This is a genomic window from Methanomassiliicoccales archaeon, from assembly GCA_038740345.1.
Taxonomy (GTDB): Archaea; Thermoplasmatota; Thermoplasmata; order Methanomassiliicoccales; family UBA472; genus JAJRAN01.
Genome location: JAVYMA010000002.1, coordinates 89,283 through 105,704, shown reverse-complemented (window position 1 = coordinate 105,704; position 16,422 = coordinate 89,283). Strand labels below are relative to the sequence as shown.

The window sequence follows — 16,422 nt, the reverse complement described above, 5'->3', positions numbered from 1 at the left end:
TTGTTCTAATTGAAATACACCTTTACTTCTTCTTTCTCCTCCACCTTCTCTTCCGGCCTGAATTCTATTACATCCACAGCCAATACCGCCGTGCAAGGGATTAGTCTGGTCCTTCCTGGGACCCCTTCCTTCTCCTCCAACATTAGACTAAGAGCAGAGTCGTGGCCAAAGGCGGTATACCCCTTGAAAACGCCTACGGACTCAAGGGGCTGGTCCCCTGAACCTTTGCTTAAGACCCTGTATTTTGAGCCTTTGGTCATTCCGATTATCTCCTCTGCCTTCTGCAAAGTTTTATTCGGAGCCATTCATCTCCCCTCCGCCAGGCGTTGAAGATGATCCACTGTCTTGCGGTATGAGTCCATCGCCATCTCCACATTGGCCTCAGTGAAATTCCACGCCTTTGACAGGTCCCCATATCTTATGCGATATCCTTTTTTCTTTTCCCCTTCTCTCTCTGTCTCCACTTCTTCAAGTATATCGATGGCTTTCAACTTGTTGAGGTGGCGATATATTGTGGGCTTTGTGGTATTTAATTGAGCAGCCAGATCTTCTACTGTCCAAGCACGTTTCATATTCTTTATTAGGCACTCGGTGAACATGCGATAGGGTACGCTTTCCTGCACATCTGAGGCGTTAGTCTTAGGATCATACCCTTTGGGAAGGTATCCTATCATCTGCAGGAATTGAAGAGCCACCTCGTCTATATCATCCAAAGGTGTCAGGGGCGTGTTACTCACAACTTGTATTTCGAACATATTATCGCTCCGCTTGATGATTTTAAAGCATTAATTATATTTTCTATCGGTTGGAGCTAGAATTATTTTAATTTATATTTATGTCAGGATTTAGATAGAACTCTCTTAATTTCAATGAAGGAATAAAGTAAACAAGCTTTTTTGGAACGATCAATGCAGAAATGATGGCATAAGTGCAATGAATTCGATTCCTTTATACAAATAGGATAAGTTTTGCCTCCTTTTAGAAAAATAATTTATATGATGGGAGACTAGAATTATCAAGGTGAGTTATCTTGGAGAAGAAGACTGTAATCCTGGCGGTTGCCATAGGCGCAATAGTGCTAGTCGCCGCAATAGCTGCAACATTCTTCATGACGCCCGCTCCCCAAAAGGGGAAAGTAATCTACTGGATTCAAATCGCACCTAAGGATCAACAGGCTAATTTCGCCTCTCGGGCCATAGACGCCGGAGTTAGTTGGGAGCCATATTGCTCTGATTCTGTCTTAGCTGGAGATGCGCATGTGCTGAAATGGTCCGGGGAAATTTGGCCGAATCATCCATGCTGTGTGTTGGCCGTGAAGACTTCCTTTCTTAATGCCAATCCTGATCTAGTGGCTAGAATTACGAGAGCACATATCGAGGCGAACCAATGGGTCTTAGATGCATTAGCTAACCCAAATGGCGCCAATTACACTTTATTGATGCAGATGGGCGCTTCCTTCAGCGGTCGTTCAATAGCTGTGGTCCAAGCCGCGGTGGAGCATATAAAATACTCTTACCAGCTTTCCACGGAAGTTCAGAATGGCTTCAAAGAGTTTACTCGAATGTTCATCGAGTTAAATCAGACCAGCCTCGGGCAATATGCTAATGTTGAAGCTTTTTTAGCTGACTTCGTAGACACTTCTGTCATAACTGCGGCGATGAGCGTGCAACCCTCTGAGGAGATATTAGGTGAGGTGAGGATAGGATATCTAACAGGGGATCTGCATCAATTCGCACGGGTGGTGGCCATGAACGCTACGGTGGGAGGTGGAAAGACTCTCTACCAAAAATACGGAGTGAGTGTCATATCCCCCAATCCTGCAGGCTATCTCAACGGTGGGGCAGTAATGGACGCTTTCGCAGCCGGTGTGATTGATGTGGGCTACCTCGGGGCACCACCGGCCATCCTGAAGAAGTTAAACGTGGGTACGGATATTAAAGTGGTAGCCTTGGCCAACAGCGAGGGGTCGGCCATCCTCGCCCTCCCAGACATACAAAGCTTTGACCAGTTGGACAATAAGACCGTGGCTACGCCTGGCCCTTCCTCGATCCAACACCTGCTCCTACTCGTCTATGCTAAGGAAAGAGGATTCGAGGTCAGGCTGAAGGGCACCTAGAAGTGCCCGTTCCAAACCTTTTTATCACCTCAATCAAGTTATGTTGTCCATGTCTGGGAGCCTTACCAACAGGACTCAATTTACGGATAGGAAGACTTTGCTTAGAAGAAGGCTCTCAAATATTTTCATAGTGTTGGTTTCTTTGACTGTCTTCATCCTGGTATGGTGGGGCCTTTCGATTATTTTCAATTTAAAATATTTCCCCCCACCCGACCAAGTCTTTCAAGCTTTTGTCAAATCCTTCAATGTTCCTGACCCCAATCTAGGGATAACGATGTGGCAGAATATTTGGGCTAGTTTGCAACGCTTCCTCCAGGGATTCGCCTTAGCATTTGTAATCGCCATTCCCTTGGGATTACTTATGGGGTTCCTCCCCTGGGTGGAGACGTTCTCGCGACCCATCGTAGAGCTTTTCCGCCCCATTCCCCCCATAGCCTGGGTGCCATTCTTCTTCGTCGCTTTCGGCGCCTTTCTCAGCCCCATATTAACAGTTTTCATCGGTGTGTTCTTCCCCTTGCTCTCCAATGTTATATTAGGAGTGAAGAGCGTGGATGATTCCCTGCTCGATGCCGCTCGCACTCAGGGAGCGGGAAAGCTGGCTCTATTCACTAAGGTCATCCTTCCTTTTAGCGTGCCTTATCTTATGACAGGCATTACCATCGGTATGGGAGTGGGCTGGATGTGCATAGTGGCAGCGGAATGGATAGCTGCCTCCGGAGGAGGGGTGGGTTATTACATCCTAGTGCAACAGCAGGTTGGCTTCTATGACTATATGTTCGCCGGCATGATTGTAATCGCTATACTAGGTTTGCTAACTGTTACTTTAAGTGGCTGGGCGGAGAAGATCATCCGCAGCAGGATGGGGATGCTGTGATATTGTCTATAAAGAATCTGAGGAAGTCTTTTCCAAAAAAGGATGGTGAGACCCTAGCCATAGAAAATTTCAATCTCGACGTGAAAGAGGGTGAGTTCATATGCGTCTTAGGACCTTCCGGTTGCGGGAAGACTACCCTATTGCGCATTATCGCTGGATTAGAGACTCCCACCTCAGGCGAGATCCTGCTAAATGGCAAACCTATAAAAGGGCCGGGTTCCGACAGAGGCATGGTCTTTCAGGAGTTTGCCTTATTTCCCTGGCGGACGGTGCGTAAAAACGTGGAGTTCGGCTTGGAGATAAAAAAGGTTCCTGCAGAAAAAAGAAGGGAGATTTCGCAAAAATATATTGACTTGGTCGGGCTGAAAGGTTTCGAAAACTACCATCCCAACCAATTATCGGGAGGGATGAAGCAGAGGGTTGGTATAGCCCGCGCCTTGGCTAACGAACCCATGCTACTCCTTATGGACGAACCCTTTGGCGCTCTAGACGCACAGACAAGGAATCTTATGCAGAAAGAATTGTTGAGAATCTGGAAAGAGACGAGGAAAACCGTTCTTTTCATCACCCATTCAGTGGACGAGGCCTGCTTCCTTGCGGATAGGATAGTTGTCATGACCTCCCGGCCCGGCACAATCAAAGAAATATTCGAGGTGAGTTGGGAGAGGCCGAGGGACAGGGCGAGTGTGGAATTCGCCAATCTGCGGAAGAAGATATTGGCTGAATTGGAGAGAGAAGTTGTAAAGACGCCTCTTTTCGGTGCCTCACCCATCACGAGTGCCTAAAGAGCTTTCTTCGCCGCCGCCTCTATGGCCCTAAGAACCGAATCGCGTGGTATTACGACAGATACTGGCACTGTCAGAATCTTCTCCACTGTGGGGGCGACTATAGGAGCGCAGACCACTGCCAATGCTCCATCTCTCTCTGCCATTACCGCAGCGATGATGGCCTCTTCCATGGTCTGAGCTGGATATTCTTTGACCCTCACCTTCTTATCCCCCACAGGAACTATACGCTCCTCTATTTTGTTCAGCACCCCCCTAGAGGCGATCACGGCGATGAAGGGGCCGGAAGGTTGCTTCTCCAAGGTTCGTACAGCCCTCAGCACGCTGCGCACCGTTCTGAGGTTAGGTTCCCGCTTCTCCTGCATTATTTTGTAGATGGTAGAAGGGGATAGTCCAGTACGCATGCAGAAATCGTTAATACTCATCTTCAAATCCTCATTTAATATCTTTTTTAGCGAATCTCTAAAACCTTCTGGCCCGCGCAAAATGCCGATGATGAGCTCGTCCACCAAGGTCATCCCTTATCCTCCTTCCTGATCATCTTGGCGGCGTTGATGCCAGCTATGCAGCCTTGACCTACGGCTCGCGCCAACTGCCAGGGCTCCCCCGTAACATCACCGCATGCGAAAACGCCTGGGACCGAGGTCTCCATATCCTTGTTGACCTCGATTATTCCGCTGGGATCTGGTATGATATCAAGATCTAATGCCAAGTCGGCCGCGCCCTTGGCTCCAAGCTCGATGAACACGCCATCAACCTCCAGCCTGCGCCCATCGTTCAGCTCTAAGGCGCTTACGACTTCTTCACCGATTATTCGGGCTACGGATGCTGGGGAGACCATCTGAACTCTCGAAGCTTTGACCTTAGACATAAGCTGGGGGGCCACTTTTAGACTTTTTGAAATCCAGTAGACTATGGAAGCATACTCCGTGAGGAGCAGGGCTGAGGCTGCAGCCGTGCTTTCATCTCCCACCACAGCAACCTTCTTGCCACGGAAGAAATTGCAGTCGCAATTGGCACAATAGCTGACCCCCCTGCCTAGGAAATCCTTCTCCCCGGGTACGTTGAGTTTCTTGCGGGACACTCCTGGGGCCAGTATAATTGCCTTGCAAACGATCTCTAAATCGCTGTCTGTTATGACCAAGAACTTTCCATCCTTCTTCCCCAGCTTCATAACGTCTTGCTCTAACAGCTGAGCTCCGAATTTTCGCGCCTGTTCTGCGCCTCTAAGCAAGAGATCCTTTCCGGACGCTCTTTCCAAACCAAAATAATTCTCTATCTCAGCCCGGTTTAGATTGCTTGCTTCTAACCTCCCCAAAACTATTACGCTCACCTTCTTCCTAGCGGCATGTATAGCCGCCTGCAATCCAGCAGGTCCCGAACCGATGATTACTAAATCGACCTCCAATGGCTCACCGTCCCAATCCTCTCAATCACTCAAAATATAGTACGGACGCGGGGCTATTTGTCCATTTGGAGGGGGCTGGGGGTTTATTTGTTTCCGAAAGGTACCATAAATGATTATCTAACTATCACCCTGCCACTGCTTCGTCGTTAATCTTTTTTTCTTATAAGTCCCTTTGAGCAATAAAATCACTGCAAGAACCATATAACACTTTCAAAGATTTTTCTTAATCCTGGCCGCCAACTGCTCCTTAGGCATAGCACCGACAATGCGATCCGCCAACTGTCCTTGCTTGAATACCAACAATGTAGGGATGGCACTTATCCTGAATTTACTCGGGATAGCTGGATTCTCATCGGTATTCAACTTCCCGAATACTACCTTGCCCGCCATCTCTTTGGCCAGAGCATCAACTATCGGTGAGACCATGCGACAGGGTCCGCACCACGGCGCCCAACAATCGACAACGACCATTGGGTACTTATTCACGAAGGCATCGAAACTCACATCGGTCAAATTGACGGGTTCATGAGGCCAATCGAGGATTTTTTCCCCTTTTTTCAATTCTTCCATCTTCTTCCTCCTTATTGCTTCCAATTCTTCATCCATGCTACTCCCCGATTCCGGTTGTGCAAAGTATTTGCAAAACCGAAGCATCTTTTAAAATATAAATTTTTCTTTTTTAACCTCGGAATTATGCGCTGCTCCTGTCCCGTCTTGAGGAGAGTTAAGCCCATAGCACTTTTTATCCAGCCACCCGAAGGGTTTAAGAAAGAAGATAAACATTCCGCTTTTAGTGAGGGCCGATGATGGTGGAAGCTTCTGAGCTCATAGGTCTGCAGGTATACACCCCTAACGGAATCTTTCTGGGAAATGTGAATAATCTGGTCCTGGATTTGGAACATAAGAAGGTTGATGGGCTTTTCATACATGAGACCAATCCTCTTCTAGTGGAGGATTCTAAGGCTGTCAATGTACCATACCGCTGGATTCAGGCCATCGGAGATGTAATAATACTCAAGTATTTCCCTAAAAGGGTCGTGACGCGCAAAGGTCCAGTGCCGAAAAAATGAGTTGTTTCAAATCCACCTATTTGGCCTGGTATGTCACGCAATATTTACGTGGATGAAACCGCAGTCATTATCGGCGATGTGGAACTGCATGATGGTGTAAGCGTTTGGCCATTCGCAGTCATAAGAGGGGACCATGGTGGCAAGATCATAGTAGGCGAGAACTCCAATGTCCAAGATCATGCAGTTCTGCACACAGCCGAAGGACGCTCCACTACCATAGGCAAGGATTGCACCGTTGGACATGGGGCCATAATCAATGGAGCCGTTGTCGGCGATCGATGCATCATAGGCATGAACTCTTCTATACTGGATGGTGCAGTGATCGGCGAGGATTGTATAATAGGCGCTAACGCCGTCATAACTGGTCTGAGCGTCATACCTCCCAGGTCAGTGGTGGTGGGTGTACCAGGCAAGATCATCAGGAGCGATGATCCTCACACTCGAGAGAGGGCTTTAGAAAGCTCGCTATCCTACCAAAGACTTAGGGACGAGTACTTGGCTGGTCGCTATCCTCGCCGCAGGGGTCCTTGATACCCCTAGACCTCAGCTCTAGGACAATCCTATCAATATCTATTCCACAGGCTCGGGAGAGCTCTTCGTGCATGATTCTCATGCGTTCCGCAGTGCTGTGATGGCCTTTTCTTTCTATCTCTCTTATCGCCTCCTCAAGGGTTAGCATTCCGTTCTCTCCCTTGACTAAATTGTCTGCGTGGCACACTATCTTGTCCTCTAGGGTACGAGGCATATAGTCACCCGGGGGCAGTCCTAAAGCCAAAGCCTCCTCATCAGTGAATCCTGCCGCCACATGTCTGCCAATCACTTGAATGAGGCGTTCTGGCAGCCCTCTCTCTCTCGCTAGTCGTACGCTCTCCGCCACATGCAAAACCGATTGCGTTCTAGTGCGCCCTAGATCGTGTAGAAGTGCCGCAGCCAATACCAAAGGCAGGTCAGCGCCAGAGCGACGCGCCATCTCTGCGGCTATCAACTTGACAGTGCAAACATGCTGTAACAGGCTGCGCTTGGCACCCTCTTCCTCAAGAATCTGCAAGCATTCTCGCTCACTGGGCATCTTCTCTTTCAATGATTTTCTTCCCTTTCTCACAAGGAATCACCCTCAATCTGCCATGGAATTCTTTCCTCAGCCCTTCTCCCCTAGTGAGACGGTCTAGGAAGACCGCCAATGCAGCGACTTCGGAGTGTGGCTGATTCCCTACCGCCACATTGAAATCAGCCATTTGATACACGTCTCCTGGTACCTTTTCCGCTCCCACCACTACCAGCAAACGCTCTTCTGCATGCGTCCATATCTTAGGCATCACGTTATCGATATGCAGTCCATACATTGTGAGGTGCACTCTCGTGCCCTCGAAATCGCGCATGAAGGGCTTCCATTTCACACCCGTCCTGATTTCAAAATCCCCACCAAAACGTCGAACCACATCCATCACACTCTCCTCTAAGTCAGGGTCCTTCGTAGAGAAGGCGATGGTTTTGGCCCCTAAAGCGCGAGAGGTCAGGGCCACATGAGTGGAGATGCGCTTGTCCCTCGCGGGACGATGGCCTAGCCTAAGCACGTGTATTTCCATTCTCCACCTGCTCAATCCTTGACGCGCTCTATGCGGTGCCCACGGAAGTCAAGCCGAACGGATCTCTTCACCAGAGACTTCAGCATAGTGGAAGTTATTCCCAGCTTCTCAGCCACGTCACCAGAGAACTTTCCCTCACTGCCTACCATCTTGAGTATCTTTTCCTCGAGTTCCTTGAACTCCTCCTCTGGCATCATAGCTACTGACAACACGTCCGATATCTCATAGACCGGCCAAGAGGCATTGATGTGGAACGAGTTATAATAAGTGTGATAGGACTTCTCCGGATAGTTTCCCCCCGTGGATTGCCACTTGGTTTCTACCAGCTTCATCTTCTCGAAGAAGCGTATGGCCTCCTTGCCCTCCTCCCCGTACTTGGCCTCGATCTCCTTTGCAGTACGCCACTCCAAGGTGACCTCTTTAAGGACCTCCCTCTTCACCTTGGTATCAACGGCCCGTAGCATCGGGACGAGTTCTGAGGGCTCGTTGATGACCTTTATTCTATTCATATCACCTCTAATTGGTTTACAGGATTATAAATAAATGTGAGTCCTTGCTCGCATCAAGTAAGAAAATAGTCGTTAACACCCAATGCGATGCCTAAATTATCAGACATCGACACAATGATCCGTTTAATATATAAAGGCCTAATTCTTAATACTCTTGCTTTGACTTTCTTATTAAAACTTGCCAGATGGTTGTGAAATTTATTATTATAAAATTCCTAGTCGTAAGTAAAATTAATTAGTGATGGATGAAAAGATTATTATCGGTCAGCTGCATTCGAGGTGTGGATGCCTATCAAATACCAATGCTTCACATGCGGAAAGCGGCACAATACCGAACAGGCGGCATTAGACTGTTGTGATGGCCCGATTCAAGCCATAGAGACCAAGGTCAAGCGTGACGTTTACCGCGCTCCCTGGGGAAATATGATCAGGAAAGAGAAGAAGTGAGACTCAGGGTAATAGCGAGAGCGCATGCGGGTACAACTAGCATGAGAAAGTCATCGTCTACAAATTTTGTACGCGCTCTTTCCACCCCTATGGCCAAAATGGTAGCTATTAAGCAGGCCAGCATTATGATCCAATCAAACCCTATAATATAATAGAAACAGAGTGAGGCCAAAACGTAATAGAATATAGCAGGCAATAAAGGATATAACCTACTCTCTCGTCGACGCAACTCACCTATCATTGGATCTACTAAAGCCATCCCCAGAACTGCCGGCGCGGCAATCTCCAAAGGAAAGAGAAGGAATATTAGAGTGAACCCCAAGGCCGCCCAGGCAGCAGCGGATAGACGGCGATACTCGTAATCACGAAAGCCAATAATCCTCCATTGGAAAGCTAAGCGCATTAGGTCGAAAAAAAGGACGATTATCAATATGAGAACTAAGCCTAACCATTTCCCCACCCCGAATATGAAATCGGGAATTGCATAATATATCAATAGAAGGGGTGCGCTCATGTGCACTATGCGTCTCAACCAATAGCCTTCTTCCATCGAGAGCCATATGGAATTTCTATTTTATTCTTCATCTCTATACGAAATTTTGATGCGCATACTTGCCCTCAATACCTCTATATAGAATTAAGGTAGAGATGGAGAGGACACTGAGCACAGTGAGTATACCGGTGATGGAAATCACAGGATCACGATCGAGGCTGAAAGACAAGATGGCTATGCCCAGATCAGGCAGTAGCGAAACCATCATGAACCGTGTCATCACCCCAGGATTGAAAAGGACTGAGTTAGGGCTTAGGCCTGTCAGGTATGCGGTGGCCACCACCATAAAGGCTGTGGTGGTGTAGAGTACAGGCAGTGCCAACCATAGCAGTCTTGTCTCTTGGTTGACCGAGGCTATGGCCAACACGAAAAAGGTCGAAGTTAGGATGGTGAGTAGGAAGAAGGCAGCAAGCTTGGCCTTGATGACCTGGGGAACCGTGATAGGTAAGGTCTCAAGATAATCCAATGCGTCGAGGTTCGCGATCCAAGAATATAACAGTATGCCGAAAGAACCCACCATTGCGGCATAGAATACAGTATTGAAACCTACTGGAATGGCTAAGCCGTTATTCACGTACCAAGTAGTGAAGGATATGAGGAGTAATGGGACGATATAAGCAATCAGCATCTTACTGATCCCGCCGGAACGGGCCATATCTGAGAACTCCTTGGAAAGTAAAGGCTGTAGGGATCGGGCCATTCGAAAGGCATCGAAGTAACGGGGATAGTTGTCCCCAACGCGCTGTGTTTCCACCAAAGGAATTTGCCGGACCAAAATCACTGCTGATGCTGCCATGGCTAGGCACGAGACCAGACTAATGATAAAATACACAATCGATAAGGATAGGTCCTCCCCCAGGGGTCTAAGGCCTAACTGGAAACCCCAAGATGGAAGAAGGTACTCCAATGGGATAAGGTCAATGCCGTAAGCCATTATGAGAATCATAAAGGCCGTCATCACCACCAAGAAGGCCGCTTTAGAGCGGATGTAAAGTACTGAGACGAGGAAAGAAAAAGACACCCCTAAAAGAAAGGATAAAAGCACCGTTACGAACACTGCCAATAACGAGACAAGCCTATAATTTACCACCAAGGTAGAAGCCAGGGCTCCAACCAACCCAGGAATGAGGATCAAAACTACATAGAAAATGACATCCCTAAGGTACATCGAGGCATAGGCTTTCCTAAAAGTGAAGGGCAGCAGGAAGGGCATCGCTACCAGAAAATTAGTCCGACCATACCGCCTCTCCAGATATGTCTTACCCAGGAATCCGAAAGCTCCTACGCTCAAGCCGTAGATGAAGACGCCTGCATTGGTGAAGAGAAGTATATCGCGTATCGGGATGTTAGCCTCAATTATAGGCAATGTAGAGGTGAAGAAGAAACTGATGGCGAAAACGTATACAGGCATGGAGAAGAATACCCTAGCTGAGGAATAGGAGACGTGCAGGCGGTATTCCTCCTTTAGCATTAGCTTAATCAGATCGAGCATCCAGTTCTCCTACCATTCTCAGGAACAATTGCTCGAGGCTCTCGCCACGTTCCTCTAGCTGTGCTATTTGCTCATGCGCGACCAGTCGTCCCTTGTTCAATATGACCACTTCCTGGCAAAGCCGCTGCGCTATATCCAGCATGTGCGAGCATAAGAATATGGTGCGTCCTTGGGATCTCAAAGACAGTAGATAATCACGCAATTTCTTCTGATATATGGGATCCAGATTGATGAATGCCTCATCCAGGAAAAGGAGCTCGGGTTCATGTATGAAAGCCGACGCCAACATCACTTTCTGCCTCATTCCCTTGGAAAGGTCACGGCACAGAGTGCCCTTGGCCTCATGGAGATCAAAGAAATCGAGCCAGTGCTCAATCCTTCGCTCTTCATCCTTGACTTGGCGTACTTTGCACGTGAAATACAAAAACTCCCAGGCGGTAAGATAAGAAGGGGGGCTCTCCACCTCCGGAACGATGCCCACACGCCTCTTGATCTCCAGCCCTTGTGAGGCACAGTCCAAGCCCAGTACCGCAGCATTCCCCTGACTCGGCTGTGTCTGGCCTGTCAGGATGCGTAGCAAGGAGCTTTTTCCCGCACCATTTGGTCCAAAACAACCGAATAACTTACCCTTCTCCACTGTAAAGGATATGCCGTCAAGAGCTAACTTCGAGCCATATTTCTTGCTAAGTTGATTTACCACAATTACGTCCACGCCTCTGAAGACGGAAAAGGTACTATTCAACAATTGCCTTAAGACTATCCTTTGTTGTAATTTAGAGTTCCTTTTAAAACTCAGTAGTCATAAAGGATGATGGAACATGGACCTTTGTGTAAACGCTATGATCACCGCTAATTTTTTTATAAAAGGGGGAACTCTAAATCTGATTAACTCCATTTTTAAAAATAGGGATTTAGCATTTTTTTGATTTAGGACGTTATTTTTGTAATTTTAGTTCCCTGCCGTTGTACCTTCTTCTTAAATAAATCAGATTTATTTATAATTATATTATATATAAATAATGCGACATTAATTCGTATCAATATAATAAGCTTACCAGGAGTTCGATAAAAAAGATTGCATCCTTTTGTTGATCTAATGGGAAGGCTTTATGAACATCTCTGAGATTTAAGATGAGAAATAATGCGCGCTGCGATATTGCTCGACTTAGATGAAGTGGAATTTATAGAGCCTACCTTTGAGGATCTTGCTGATGACAAATATACAGGAATGATTCTATCTATGCCCGCCAAGGCAGCCAAATTGCTCATTTCTACGGACGATTACCCCTTAGCTGTCGCTTTAGACAGTGGTAAGGGATGGAAATGCACCTCTTTCCTACTACGCAGACCTGATCCCGAGATTTTTGATAAGCTTGAGGAATTGGATGCGGAAATCTTTCAAGAAGAGAAGAATGAGTGGCAGGCGGCGGTGCGAGAATATTACTCTTTGAGGATCGCTGAAGAAGTGCCCCCCGCGCTCGATGACTTCAATCCTGGCCGTGTCCTCAATATCTCACGGTTGATAAATAATAGGTGGGGTTCGATGGAAGGAGAAATATGCATCGACGCTTGTTGCGGATCTGGTGCGGGGTCGGTTGCCCTACGAAGCTTGGGGATGCTTCCCATTTCTTTTGATAACGATCCCTCTCTCCTGTCCTTAGGGTTGCGCAAAGGCCGGCTAATGCCTGAGGAGACGATGTGCCTTGACGGCACCCATGCATCGAAGTACTTAACACGTTGCGAATATGGAATAATGCTCATGGCGGGTGAAATTGGACCGCATAATGCACCCTTTTGGAGAAAGATCACTCATGAGATGATAGAGGTGACCGAACTCCTGCTTGTGACGGTAGGGACGGAGAGAGAGGCTAGGCAGATCCAATCCTGGGCTCAAGAAAAAGAATGCAGGGTTCAGACGTTCGAAAATGAGGGCGACCCTTTCTATGATAGGTGGGCATGCGAAATTAATAAGGTCTGATTAATCGCTAGGATATCCAGTAAGATTTTCCCTGCTTTGGAGACTTTTTGAGTCCATTAAGCACTAGGCAAAAGTATAAGTAAAGATGAAAATTTAGGAAAGGTTAAATCTCTAGCATCAAAAACTTGAACGGGCCCTTGAATTATCCTGGCAACTAAAGCACGTGAGGGCAACGAATTAATAAGGAGACATGTCATGACATTATGCCGAAGAAGTTGATGGTAGGGTGATGTCACGAAGGGAAGGAGCGTTCTCACAAGCAAGCTCGAGGGCGAGATAGAACTCCTTGAGAGACATGTCACGATGCTCAAAGCCATAATGGAGCACGAGCCAATAGGCATCATCCGGCTCTCAGAACTTCTGAATGTTCCCCAGCATAAGGTTCGCTATTCGCTGAGGATACTTGAGCAGGAAGGACTGATCGCTCCGTCTCCAGAGGGGGCGGTGACGACTGAAAAGCTACAGGATTTCTTCACGGACCTGAAATCGATATTGACCTCAATGGATGAGACCGTCAATAGATTGCGAGGCTCATTGCCCTAATTGAGGCTAGATTCCCAAAAGTTTAATACCAGGCGATAGTTTTCCGCAACATTGCAGGCCGTCGTAGCTCAGTTGGTAGAGCGTGTGACTGTTAATCACAAGGTCAACGGTTCGATCCCGTTCGACGGCGCCACCTTTTATTTTCCTTCTAATGTGGGATGATTTTTGATTCACTAAGAAATATAAAATGGGCATGAAAAGCGATGTTGTGCATAATCTCCCTTCCCATGCTATTTCGAAAGACCAAGATGACACTTAAATGGAAATGCCTCGATGCGATTTTATAGAAAACCGCTTGTTAATTTCCAAATGCTCAGAATGACTCAGACGAGAAGGTCAGAATTTGCAAATAAGAGTTCTAAGCCATAAACGTATTGAGCATAATGAGTCCCGCTAAGATTATCCAATGAAGTATTTTGAATAAATGTGTCCAGGTTCGTGCACTCTTTGCCTAGGCCATCATGGAATCCGAATCCTCAAAATAATGGTCTAAGTCTACATAGAGCAGGGGCTTTGATCGCCGGCATTCAGAAGCGCGTAAACTCATGAGGGCTATCCTCCTTCTTGTGTCGAGATAAAAATCGATTTCATCATAAAATATTGTGTCTTCCTCGGGCAATTTCCTCGCTTTCGGGTCTTGAGACATTAATTTCCTCCCTGGGCCAATCGAACCCGATATGTGATGGTGTTTGCCTAGTAAGTATAATGCCTAATTACCATAATTACCGAAAATGAAGTAAATACTAATCAGGTCCCGCTTCTTGGCTATGACCGCCGCGCATAATGTTTTATTAATTAAAATCATTCATTCATATTGAAGCGTGGACAGTACTGTTCTGAAATGATCATCTCCATGCGCATAAGCATGTGAGGTTGGCCCGACTTTCACGTCGTGGCTCTGTCGTTTGTGTGATTGAGTGATGCTACATCAATCAGAGGCAAAGTCTATTGACTTGCCATCCTTACTAGAGTTACGAAAAAATTTCTTTTTCCTTGAACAATTTGATTGGAGGCGTAGAACGTCTTCTACATAGGTTGTAAAATCCTCCTAAGCCGCTAAACCAATAATCCTAAAGCTTATTCTTTTTCATTTTTCCACATCACTAATTTCAGTTGCAGGGATTTTCCTACCTTTCCATACGAACTTTATTAGCATAATCTCTTTTCAGAGCTTAAGGACCGAAGGTGTAGGCAAAAAACCTTACTCCAGGTTCGCTTGTGACTAGGGTAAGAGTGTGGACGGAGGCGCCGCTTTTATCTTTTATTATACGGAACATGTCGTCTCGATTGAGCATGACGTAAGTCTTCCCTGACTCTTCCATGATGTCTTCACCTCTCTTGTTAGGAGGGACTGGGCCGCCATCCAGGAGAACTTCGATTCTCGATTCGTGTTGGGATGTCATCACCAAATTGACCTCCCCCGCTACATATCTTAAAAGTATATGGCCCCTCTGCTTCCCCTCATGCTCCAAATACTCTTCCGTTTGCCTCCATTGTCCGTCTAAGTAGATCACACCCAGCTGATGCACTTTGTCCGTGTCATGATAGAAACATCTACCCTGTGCGTCACACTCAGCGGGATTCCCCATGCCTGTGTTCCTCAGGAAACCGCAGTAGGTCTCTGGTGTGACTGGATCATGCAGAACTATCTCCTCCTCATGCTGCCTAGGCCCAAACTCTACCTTCATTCCCACTCGGCGGAGAAGCAAGGAGATCCATTCCTCAATCTCTTGCTCTCCTCCCTCACCAGCCCTATAATGCCTAATATATCCCTCATGGTCTACAAAGTATTGTGCCGGCCAATACCGATTGCCGAAAGCATTCCATATCTCATAGTCATTGTCCACAGCGATAGGATATTCTAACCCGTGTCTCCGGATAGCATCCCTGATATTCCTAGGTTCCTTTTCGAAGGAGAATTCAGGCGTGTGCACCCCTATAATCATAAAATGTTTGTCTTTCAGCTCCTTCCATAGATATCGCATGTGCGGGAAGGTACGCACGCAGTTCACACAGGAATAGGTCATGAAGTCAATCATGACGACCTTGCCGCGCAACTGCTTCCATGTCAATGGCTCGGAATTCAACCAAAAAGAGGCGTGAAGCTCGGGTGCCTTCACTTTGAATAGAGGGTTCATGCGAACTATTACTGGACTTCGATTTAGATTAAGGTTGCGAGTGAATAACGGAATCCTGCCATTGAGAATTTTACTAGGTCGTACCCTCATCCACGCAGAAACCTTGCAACCTGAAACCTTTGCCCCTCACCGTCATGCTAAGCAATCGCATCTTGCGACGGGAGTCGCGGATGACCTCGAATCTTCTCTCACGTGAGAGTTCCAAATAGCTTCTACCATTTTCCAGGCATAAATCCTTGCCAGAGAGTTCTAGAGGCACAGCCTTTCCATCTAACAGTACCGTGTACTTGCGCGGTTTAGGACTCGAGGCGATAATGTCTAAAGATTTCCCGATATATCTTATTTCAATTTTACCATATGAGCCATCAAGCTCCACGAATCCATCTCCCACATACCATTTCCCTTCGAAGCAGGCTCCGTTTATTTCTGGCCCCAAATCGACTTTCTTCCCACCTTCGTTCAATAAATGCACAACAGCAAGCTCCACTTCCTCCTCTATATTGCTTCCAGCTCTAGTATGCCTTAGGATGCCATGAACATCAGCGAAATGGAATTGCGAGTAGAATTGATTCCTGAAGCTTTTCCATATCCGATGGTCATTGTCCACCGCCACTGGAAAATCGACTTCGAAATGCTGAACCTCATCACGTATGAATTCAATATTCCTCTCCTTCTCTAATGATGGAGTATGTATTCCCACTACCATCAATCCGCGGCGCCTCATCCTCCACCAAAGATATGATAGATGGCTTAATGTGGTCTCAGAGAATCCCTCATTAAAGGAGAAGAAATAGAAGAGGACGACCTTATTCTTGAAGTCCTTCATGCTGAGCGCTGGTGTATTCAGCCATACAGTAGGATTGATTTCGGGAATCTTATCCCTGACAATTCTCTGCGTTGGGCAACAGCTCATACTATGCGTC

22 protein-coding genes and 1 tRNA gene are annotated in these 16,422 nt (G+C 47.0%); 9 read left to right on the top strand and 14 right to left on the bottom strand.

Annotated elements, in window-relative coordinates:
• Positions 1 to 5: 5 nt before the first annotated feature.
• Together QW520_01455 and QW520_01450 are read right to left on the bottom strand one after the other, a co-directional pair.
• Positions 6 to 305 (bottom strand): hypothetical protein, encoded by a 300-nt coding sequence (locus tag QW520_01455; GenBank protein MEM0448475.1) that lies wholly within the window; start codon positions 303 to 305, stop codon positions 6 to 8.
• On the bottom strand, positions 306 to 755 hold the full coding sequence (locus QW520_01450) for a helix-turn-helix domain-containing protein (protein ID MEM0448474.1): 450 nt from the start codon (positions 753 to 755) through the stop codon (positions 306 to 308). It lies immediately after the preceding gene.
• Positions 756 to 1,030: 275 nt separating this feature from the next.
• Here QW520_01450 and QW520_01445 point away from each other — a divergent pair, with 275 nt between their 5' ends.
• Genes QW520_01445 through QW520_01435 form a run of 3 tightly spaced genes read left to right on the top strand, consistent with a single transcriptional unit; the run spans position 1,031 to position 3,775 of the window.
• Entirely contained in the window at positions 1,031 to 2,116 is a 1,086-nt protein-coding gene (locus QW520_01445) for an ABC transporter substrate-binding protein (protein ID MEM0448473.1), read from the top strand.
• Positions 2,117 to 2,165: 49 nt separating this feature from the next.
• Entirely contained in the window at positions 2,166 to 2,990 is an 825-nt protein-coding gene (locus QW520_01440) for an ABC transporter permease (protein MEM0448472.1), read from the top strand.
• A complete protein-coding gene (locus tag QW520_01435) occupies positions 2,987 to 3,775 on the top strand; it encodes an ABC transporter ATP-binding protein (GenBank protein MEM0448471.1) in 789 nt (262 codons plus the stop codon). The genes QW520_01440 and QW520_01435 overlap by 4 nt, the downstream gene beginning before the upstream one ends.
• Here QW520_01435 and QW520_01430 read toward each other — a convergent pair.
• From QW520_01430 to trxA, 3 genes are all read right to left on the bottom strand, one after another.
• On the bottom strand, positions 3,772 to 4,293 hold the full coding sequence (locus QW520_01430; protein ID MEM0448470.1) for a helix-turn-helix domain-containing protein: 522 nt from the start codon (positions 4,291 to 4,293) through the stop codon (positions 3,772 to 3,774). The genes QW520_01435 and QW520_01430 overlap by 4 nt on opposite strands.
• Positions 4,290 to 5,183, bottom strand: a complete 894-nt coding sequence (locus QW520_01425; protein MEM0448469.1) for an FAD-dependent oxidoreductase — start codon at positions 5,181 to 5,183, stop codon at positions 4,290 to 4,292. Before QW520_01425 ends, QW520_01430 begins: the two co-directional genes overlap by 4 nt.
• Before the next feature lie 210 nt (positions 5,184 to 5,393).
• A complete protein-coding gene (trxA, locus tag QW520_01420; protein ID MEM0448468.1) occupies positions 5,394 to 5,789 on the bottom strand; it encodes a thioredoxin in 396 nt (131 codons plus the stop codon).
• 197 nt (positions 5,790 to 5,986) lie between these two features.
• Here trxA and QW520_01415 point away from each other — a divergent pair, with 197 nt between their 5' ends.
• Positions 5,987 to 6,253, top strand: coding sequence for a PRC-barrel domain-containing protein (locus QW520_01415; protein ID MEM0448467.1), 267 nt, complete (start codon positions 5,987 to 5,989; stop codon positions 6,251 to 6,253).
• 30 nt (positions 6,254 to 6,283) lie between these two features.
• On the top strand, positions 6,284 to 6,784 hold the full coding sequence (locus tag QW520_01410) for a gamma carbonic anhydrase family protein (protein ID MEM0448466.1): 501 nt from the start codon (positions 6,284 to 6,286) through the stop codon (positions 6,782 to 6,784).
• On the opposite strand, the gene QW520_01405 is transcribed toward QW520_01410, so the two are convergent.
• From QW520_01405 to QW520_01395, 3 genes are read right to left on the bottom strand one after another with little or no spacing between them, the layout of a single operon-like run.
• Entirely contained in the window at positions 6,735 to 7,322 is a 588-nt protein-coding gene (locus QW520_01405; protein MEM0448465.1) for an HDIG domain-containing protein, read from the bottom strand. The genes QW520_01410 and QW520_01405 overlap by 50 nt on opposite strands.
• The gene (locus QW520_01400; protein ID MEM0448464.1) at positions 7,312 to 7,839 is read right to left on the bottom strand and encodes a tRNA (cytidine(56)-2'-O)-methyltransferase; all 528 of its coding nucleotides are present in this window, start codon (positions 7,837 to 7,839) and stop codon (positions 7,312 to 7,314) included. Before QW520_01400 ends, QW520_01405 begins: the two co-directional genes overlap by 11 nt.
• Before the next feature lie 11 nt (positions 7,840 to 7,850).
• Positions 7,851 to 8,348, bottom strand: coding sequence for an ArsR family transcriptional regulator (locus tag QW520_01395; GenBank protein MEM0448463.1), 498 nt, complete (start codon positions 8,346 to 8,348; stop codon positions 7,851 to 7,853).
• 285 nt (positions 8,349 to 8,633) lie between these two features.
• Here QW520_01395 and QW520_01390 point away from each other — a divergent pair, with 285 nt between their 5' ends.
• Positions 8,634 to 8,795 (top strand): hypothetical protein, encoded by a 162-nt coding sequence (locus QW520_01390; protein ID MEM0448462.1) that lies wholly within the window; start codon positions 8,634 to 8,636, stop codon positions 8,793 to 8,795.
• Here QW520_01390 and QW520_01385 read toward each other — a convergent pair.
• The 3 genes from QW520_01385 to QW520_01375 are packed head-to-tail and all read right to left on the bottom strand — an operon-like array spanning position 8,776 to position 11,582.
• Positions 8,776 to 9,345, bottom strand: coding sequence for a hypothetical protein (locus QW520_01385; protein MEM0448461.1), 570 nt, complete (start codon positions 9,343 to 9,345; stop codon positions 8,776 to 8,778). The genes QW520_01390 and QW520_01385 overlap by 20 nt on opposite strands.
• A gap of 37 nt (positions 9,346 to 9,382) precedes the next feature.
• Complete coding sequence (locus QW520_01380; GenBank protein ID MEM0448460.1) at positions 9,383 to 10,840, bottom strand: hypothetical protein; 1,458 nt, start codon at positions 10,838 to 10,840, stop codon at positions 9,383 to 9,385.
• Positions 10,824 to 11,582, bottom strand: coding sequence for an ABC transporter ATP-binding protein (locus tag QW520_01375; protein MEM0448459.1), 759 nt, complete (start codon positions 11,580 to 11,582; stop codon positions 10,824 to 10,826). Before QW520_01375 ends, QW520_01380 begins: the two co-directional genes overlap by 17 nt.
• A 399-nt stretch (positions 11,583 to 11,981) precedes the next feature.
• Between QW520_01375 and QW520_01370 the strand changes: the two genes are divergently transcribed.
• The 3 genes from QW520_01370 to QW520_01360 all read left to right on the top strand — a co-directional run bounded on the left by QW520_01370 (position 11,982) and on the right by QW520_01360 (position 13,494).
• Positions 11,982 to 12,818, top strand: coding sequence for a hypothetical protein (locus QW520_01370; protein MEM0448458.1), 837 nt, complete (start codon positions 11,982 to 11,984; stop codon positions 12,816 to 12,818).
• Positions 12,819 to 13,121: 303 nt separating this feature from the next.
• Entirely contained in the window at positions 13,122 to 13,361 is a 240-nt protein-coding gene (locus tag QW520_01365) for a hypothetical protein (GenBank protein ID MEM0448457.1), read from the top strand.
• Between the two features lie 57 nt (positions 13,362 to 13,418).
• A tRNA-Asn gene (locus QW520_01360) sits at positions 13,419 to 13,494 on the top strand.
• A gap of 318 nt (positions 13,495 to 13,812) precedes the next feature.
• On the opposite strand, the gene QW520_01355 is transcribed toward QW520_01360, so the two are convergent.
• The 3 genes from QW520_01355 to QW520_01345 all read right to left on the bottom strand — a co-directional run bounded on the left by QW520_01355 (position 13,813) and on the right by QW520_01345 (position 16,412).
• Positions 13,813 to 13,980 carry a hypothetical protein gene (locus QW520_01355; protein MEM0448456.1) on the bottom strand — a complete coding sequence of 56 codons (168 nt, stop codon included), beginning with the start codon at positions 13,978 to 13,980 and terminating at the stop codon, positions 13,813 to 13,815.
• Positions 13,981 to 14,533: 553 nt separating this feature from the next.
• Complete coding sequence (locus tag QW520_01350; GenBank protein ID MEM0448455.1) at positions 14,534 to 15,499, bottom strand: redoxin domain-containing protein; 966 nt, start codon at positions 15,497 to 15,499, stop codon at positions 14,534 to 14,536.
• Positions 15,500 to 15,572: 73 nt separating this feature from the next.
• Positions 15,573 to 16,412 carry a redoxin domain-containing protein gene (locus QW520_01345; GenBank protein MEM0448454.1) on the bottom strand — a complete coding sequence of 280 codons (840 nt, stop codon included), beginning with the start codon at positions 16,410 to 16,412 and terminating at the stop codon, positions 15,573 to 15,575.
• Positions 16,413 to 16,422: the final 10 nt, after the last annotated feature.

What these genes read in the sequence shown, in the direction of transcription:
- QW520_01390 (MEM0448462.1), top strand. Translation starts at nt 8,634, where the DNA reads ATGCCTATCAAATACCAATGCTTCACATGCGGAAAGCGGCACAATACC.
- QW520_01395 (MEM0448463.1), bottom strand. Translation starts at nt 8,348, where the DNA reads ATGAATAGAATAAAGGTCATCAACGAGCCCTCAGAACTCGTCCCGATG.
- QW520_01370 (MEM0448458.1), top strand. Translation starts at nt 11,982, where the DNA reads ATGCGCGCTGCGATATTGCTCGACTTAGATGAAGTGGAATTTATAGAG.
- QW520_01400 (MEM0448464.1), bottom strand. Translation starts at nt 7,839, where the DNA reads ATGGAAATACACGTGCTTAGGCTAGGCCATCGTCCCGCGAGGGACAAG.
- QW520_01365 (MEM0448457.1), top strand. Translation starts at nt 13,122, where the DNA reads ATGCTCAAAGCCATAATGGAGCACGAGCCAATAGGCATCATCCGGCTC.
- QW520_01385 (MEM0448461.1), bottom strand. Translation starts at nt 9,345, where the DNA reads ATGGAAGAAGGCTATTGGTTGAGACGCATAGTGCACATGAGCGCACCC.
- QW520_01440 (MEM0448472.1), top strand. Translation starts at nt 2,166, where the DNA reads ATGTCTGGGAGCCTTACCAACAGGACTCAATTTACGGATAGGAAGACT.
- QW520_01345 (MEM0448454.1), bottom strand. Translation starts at nt 16,412, where the DNA reads ATGAGCTGTTGCCCAACGCAGAGAATTGTCAGGGATAAGATTCCCGAA.
- QW520_01350 (MEM0448455.1), bottom strand. Translation starts at nt 15,499, where the DNA reads ATGAACCCTCTATTCAAAGTGAAGGCACCCGAGCTTCACGCCTCTTTT.
- QW520_01410 (MEM0448466.1), top strand. Translation starts at nt 6,284, where the DNA reads ATGTCACGCAATATTTACGTGGATGAAACCGCAGTCATTATCGGCGAT.
- QW520_01405 (MEM0448465.1), bottom strand. Translation starts at nt 7,322, where the DNA reads ATGCCCAGTGAGCGAGAATGCTTGCAGATTCTTGAGGAAGAGGGTGCC.
- QW520_01415 (MEM0448467.1), top strand. Translation starts at nt 5,987, where the DNA reads ATGATGGTGGAAGCTTCTGAGCTCATAGGTCTGCAGGTATACACCCCT.
- QW520_01430 (MEM0448470.1), bottom strand. Translation starts at nt 4,293, where the DNA reads ATGACCTTGGTGGACGAGCTCATCATCGGCATTTTGCGCGGGCCAGAA.
- trxA (MEM0448468.1), bottom strand. Translation starts at nt 5,789, where the DNA reads ATGGATGAAGAATTGGAAGCAATAAGGAGGAAGAAGATGGAAGAATTG.
- QW520_01380 (MEM0448460.1), bottom strand. Translation starts at nt 10,840, where the DNA reads ATGCTCGATCTGATTAAGCTAATGCTAAAGGAGGAATACCGCCTGCAC.
- QW520_01450 (MEM0448474.1), bottom strand. Translation starts at nt 755, where the DNA reads ATGTTCGAAATACAAGTTGTGAGTAACACGCCCCTGACACCTTTGGAT.
- QW520_01455 (MEM0448475.1), bottom strand. Translation starts at nt 305, where the DNA reads ATGGCTCCGAATAAAACTTTGCAGAAGGCAGAGGAGATAATCGGAATG.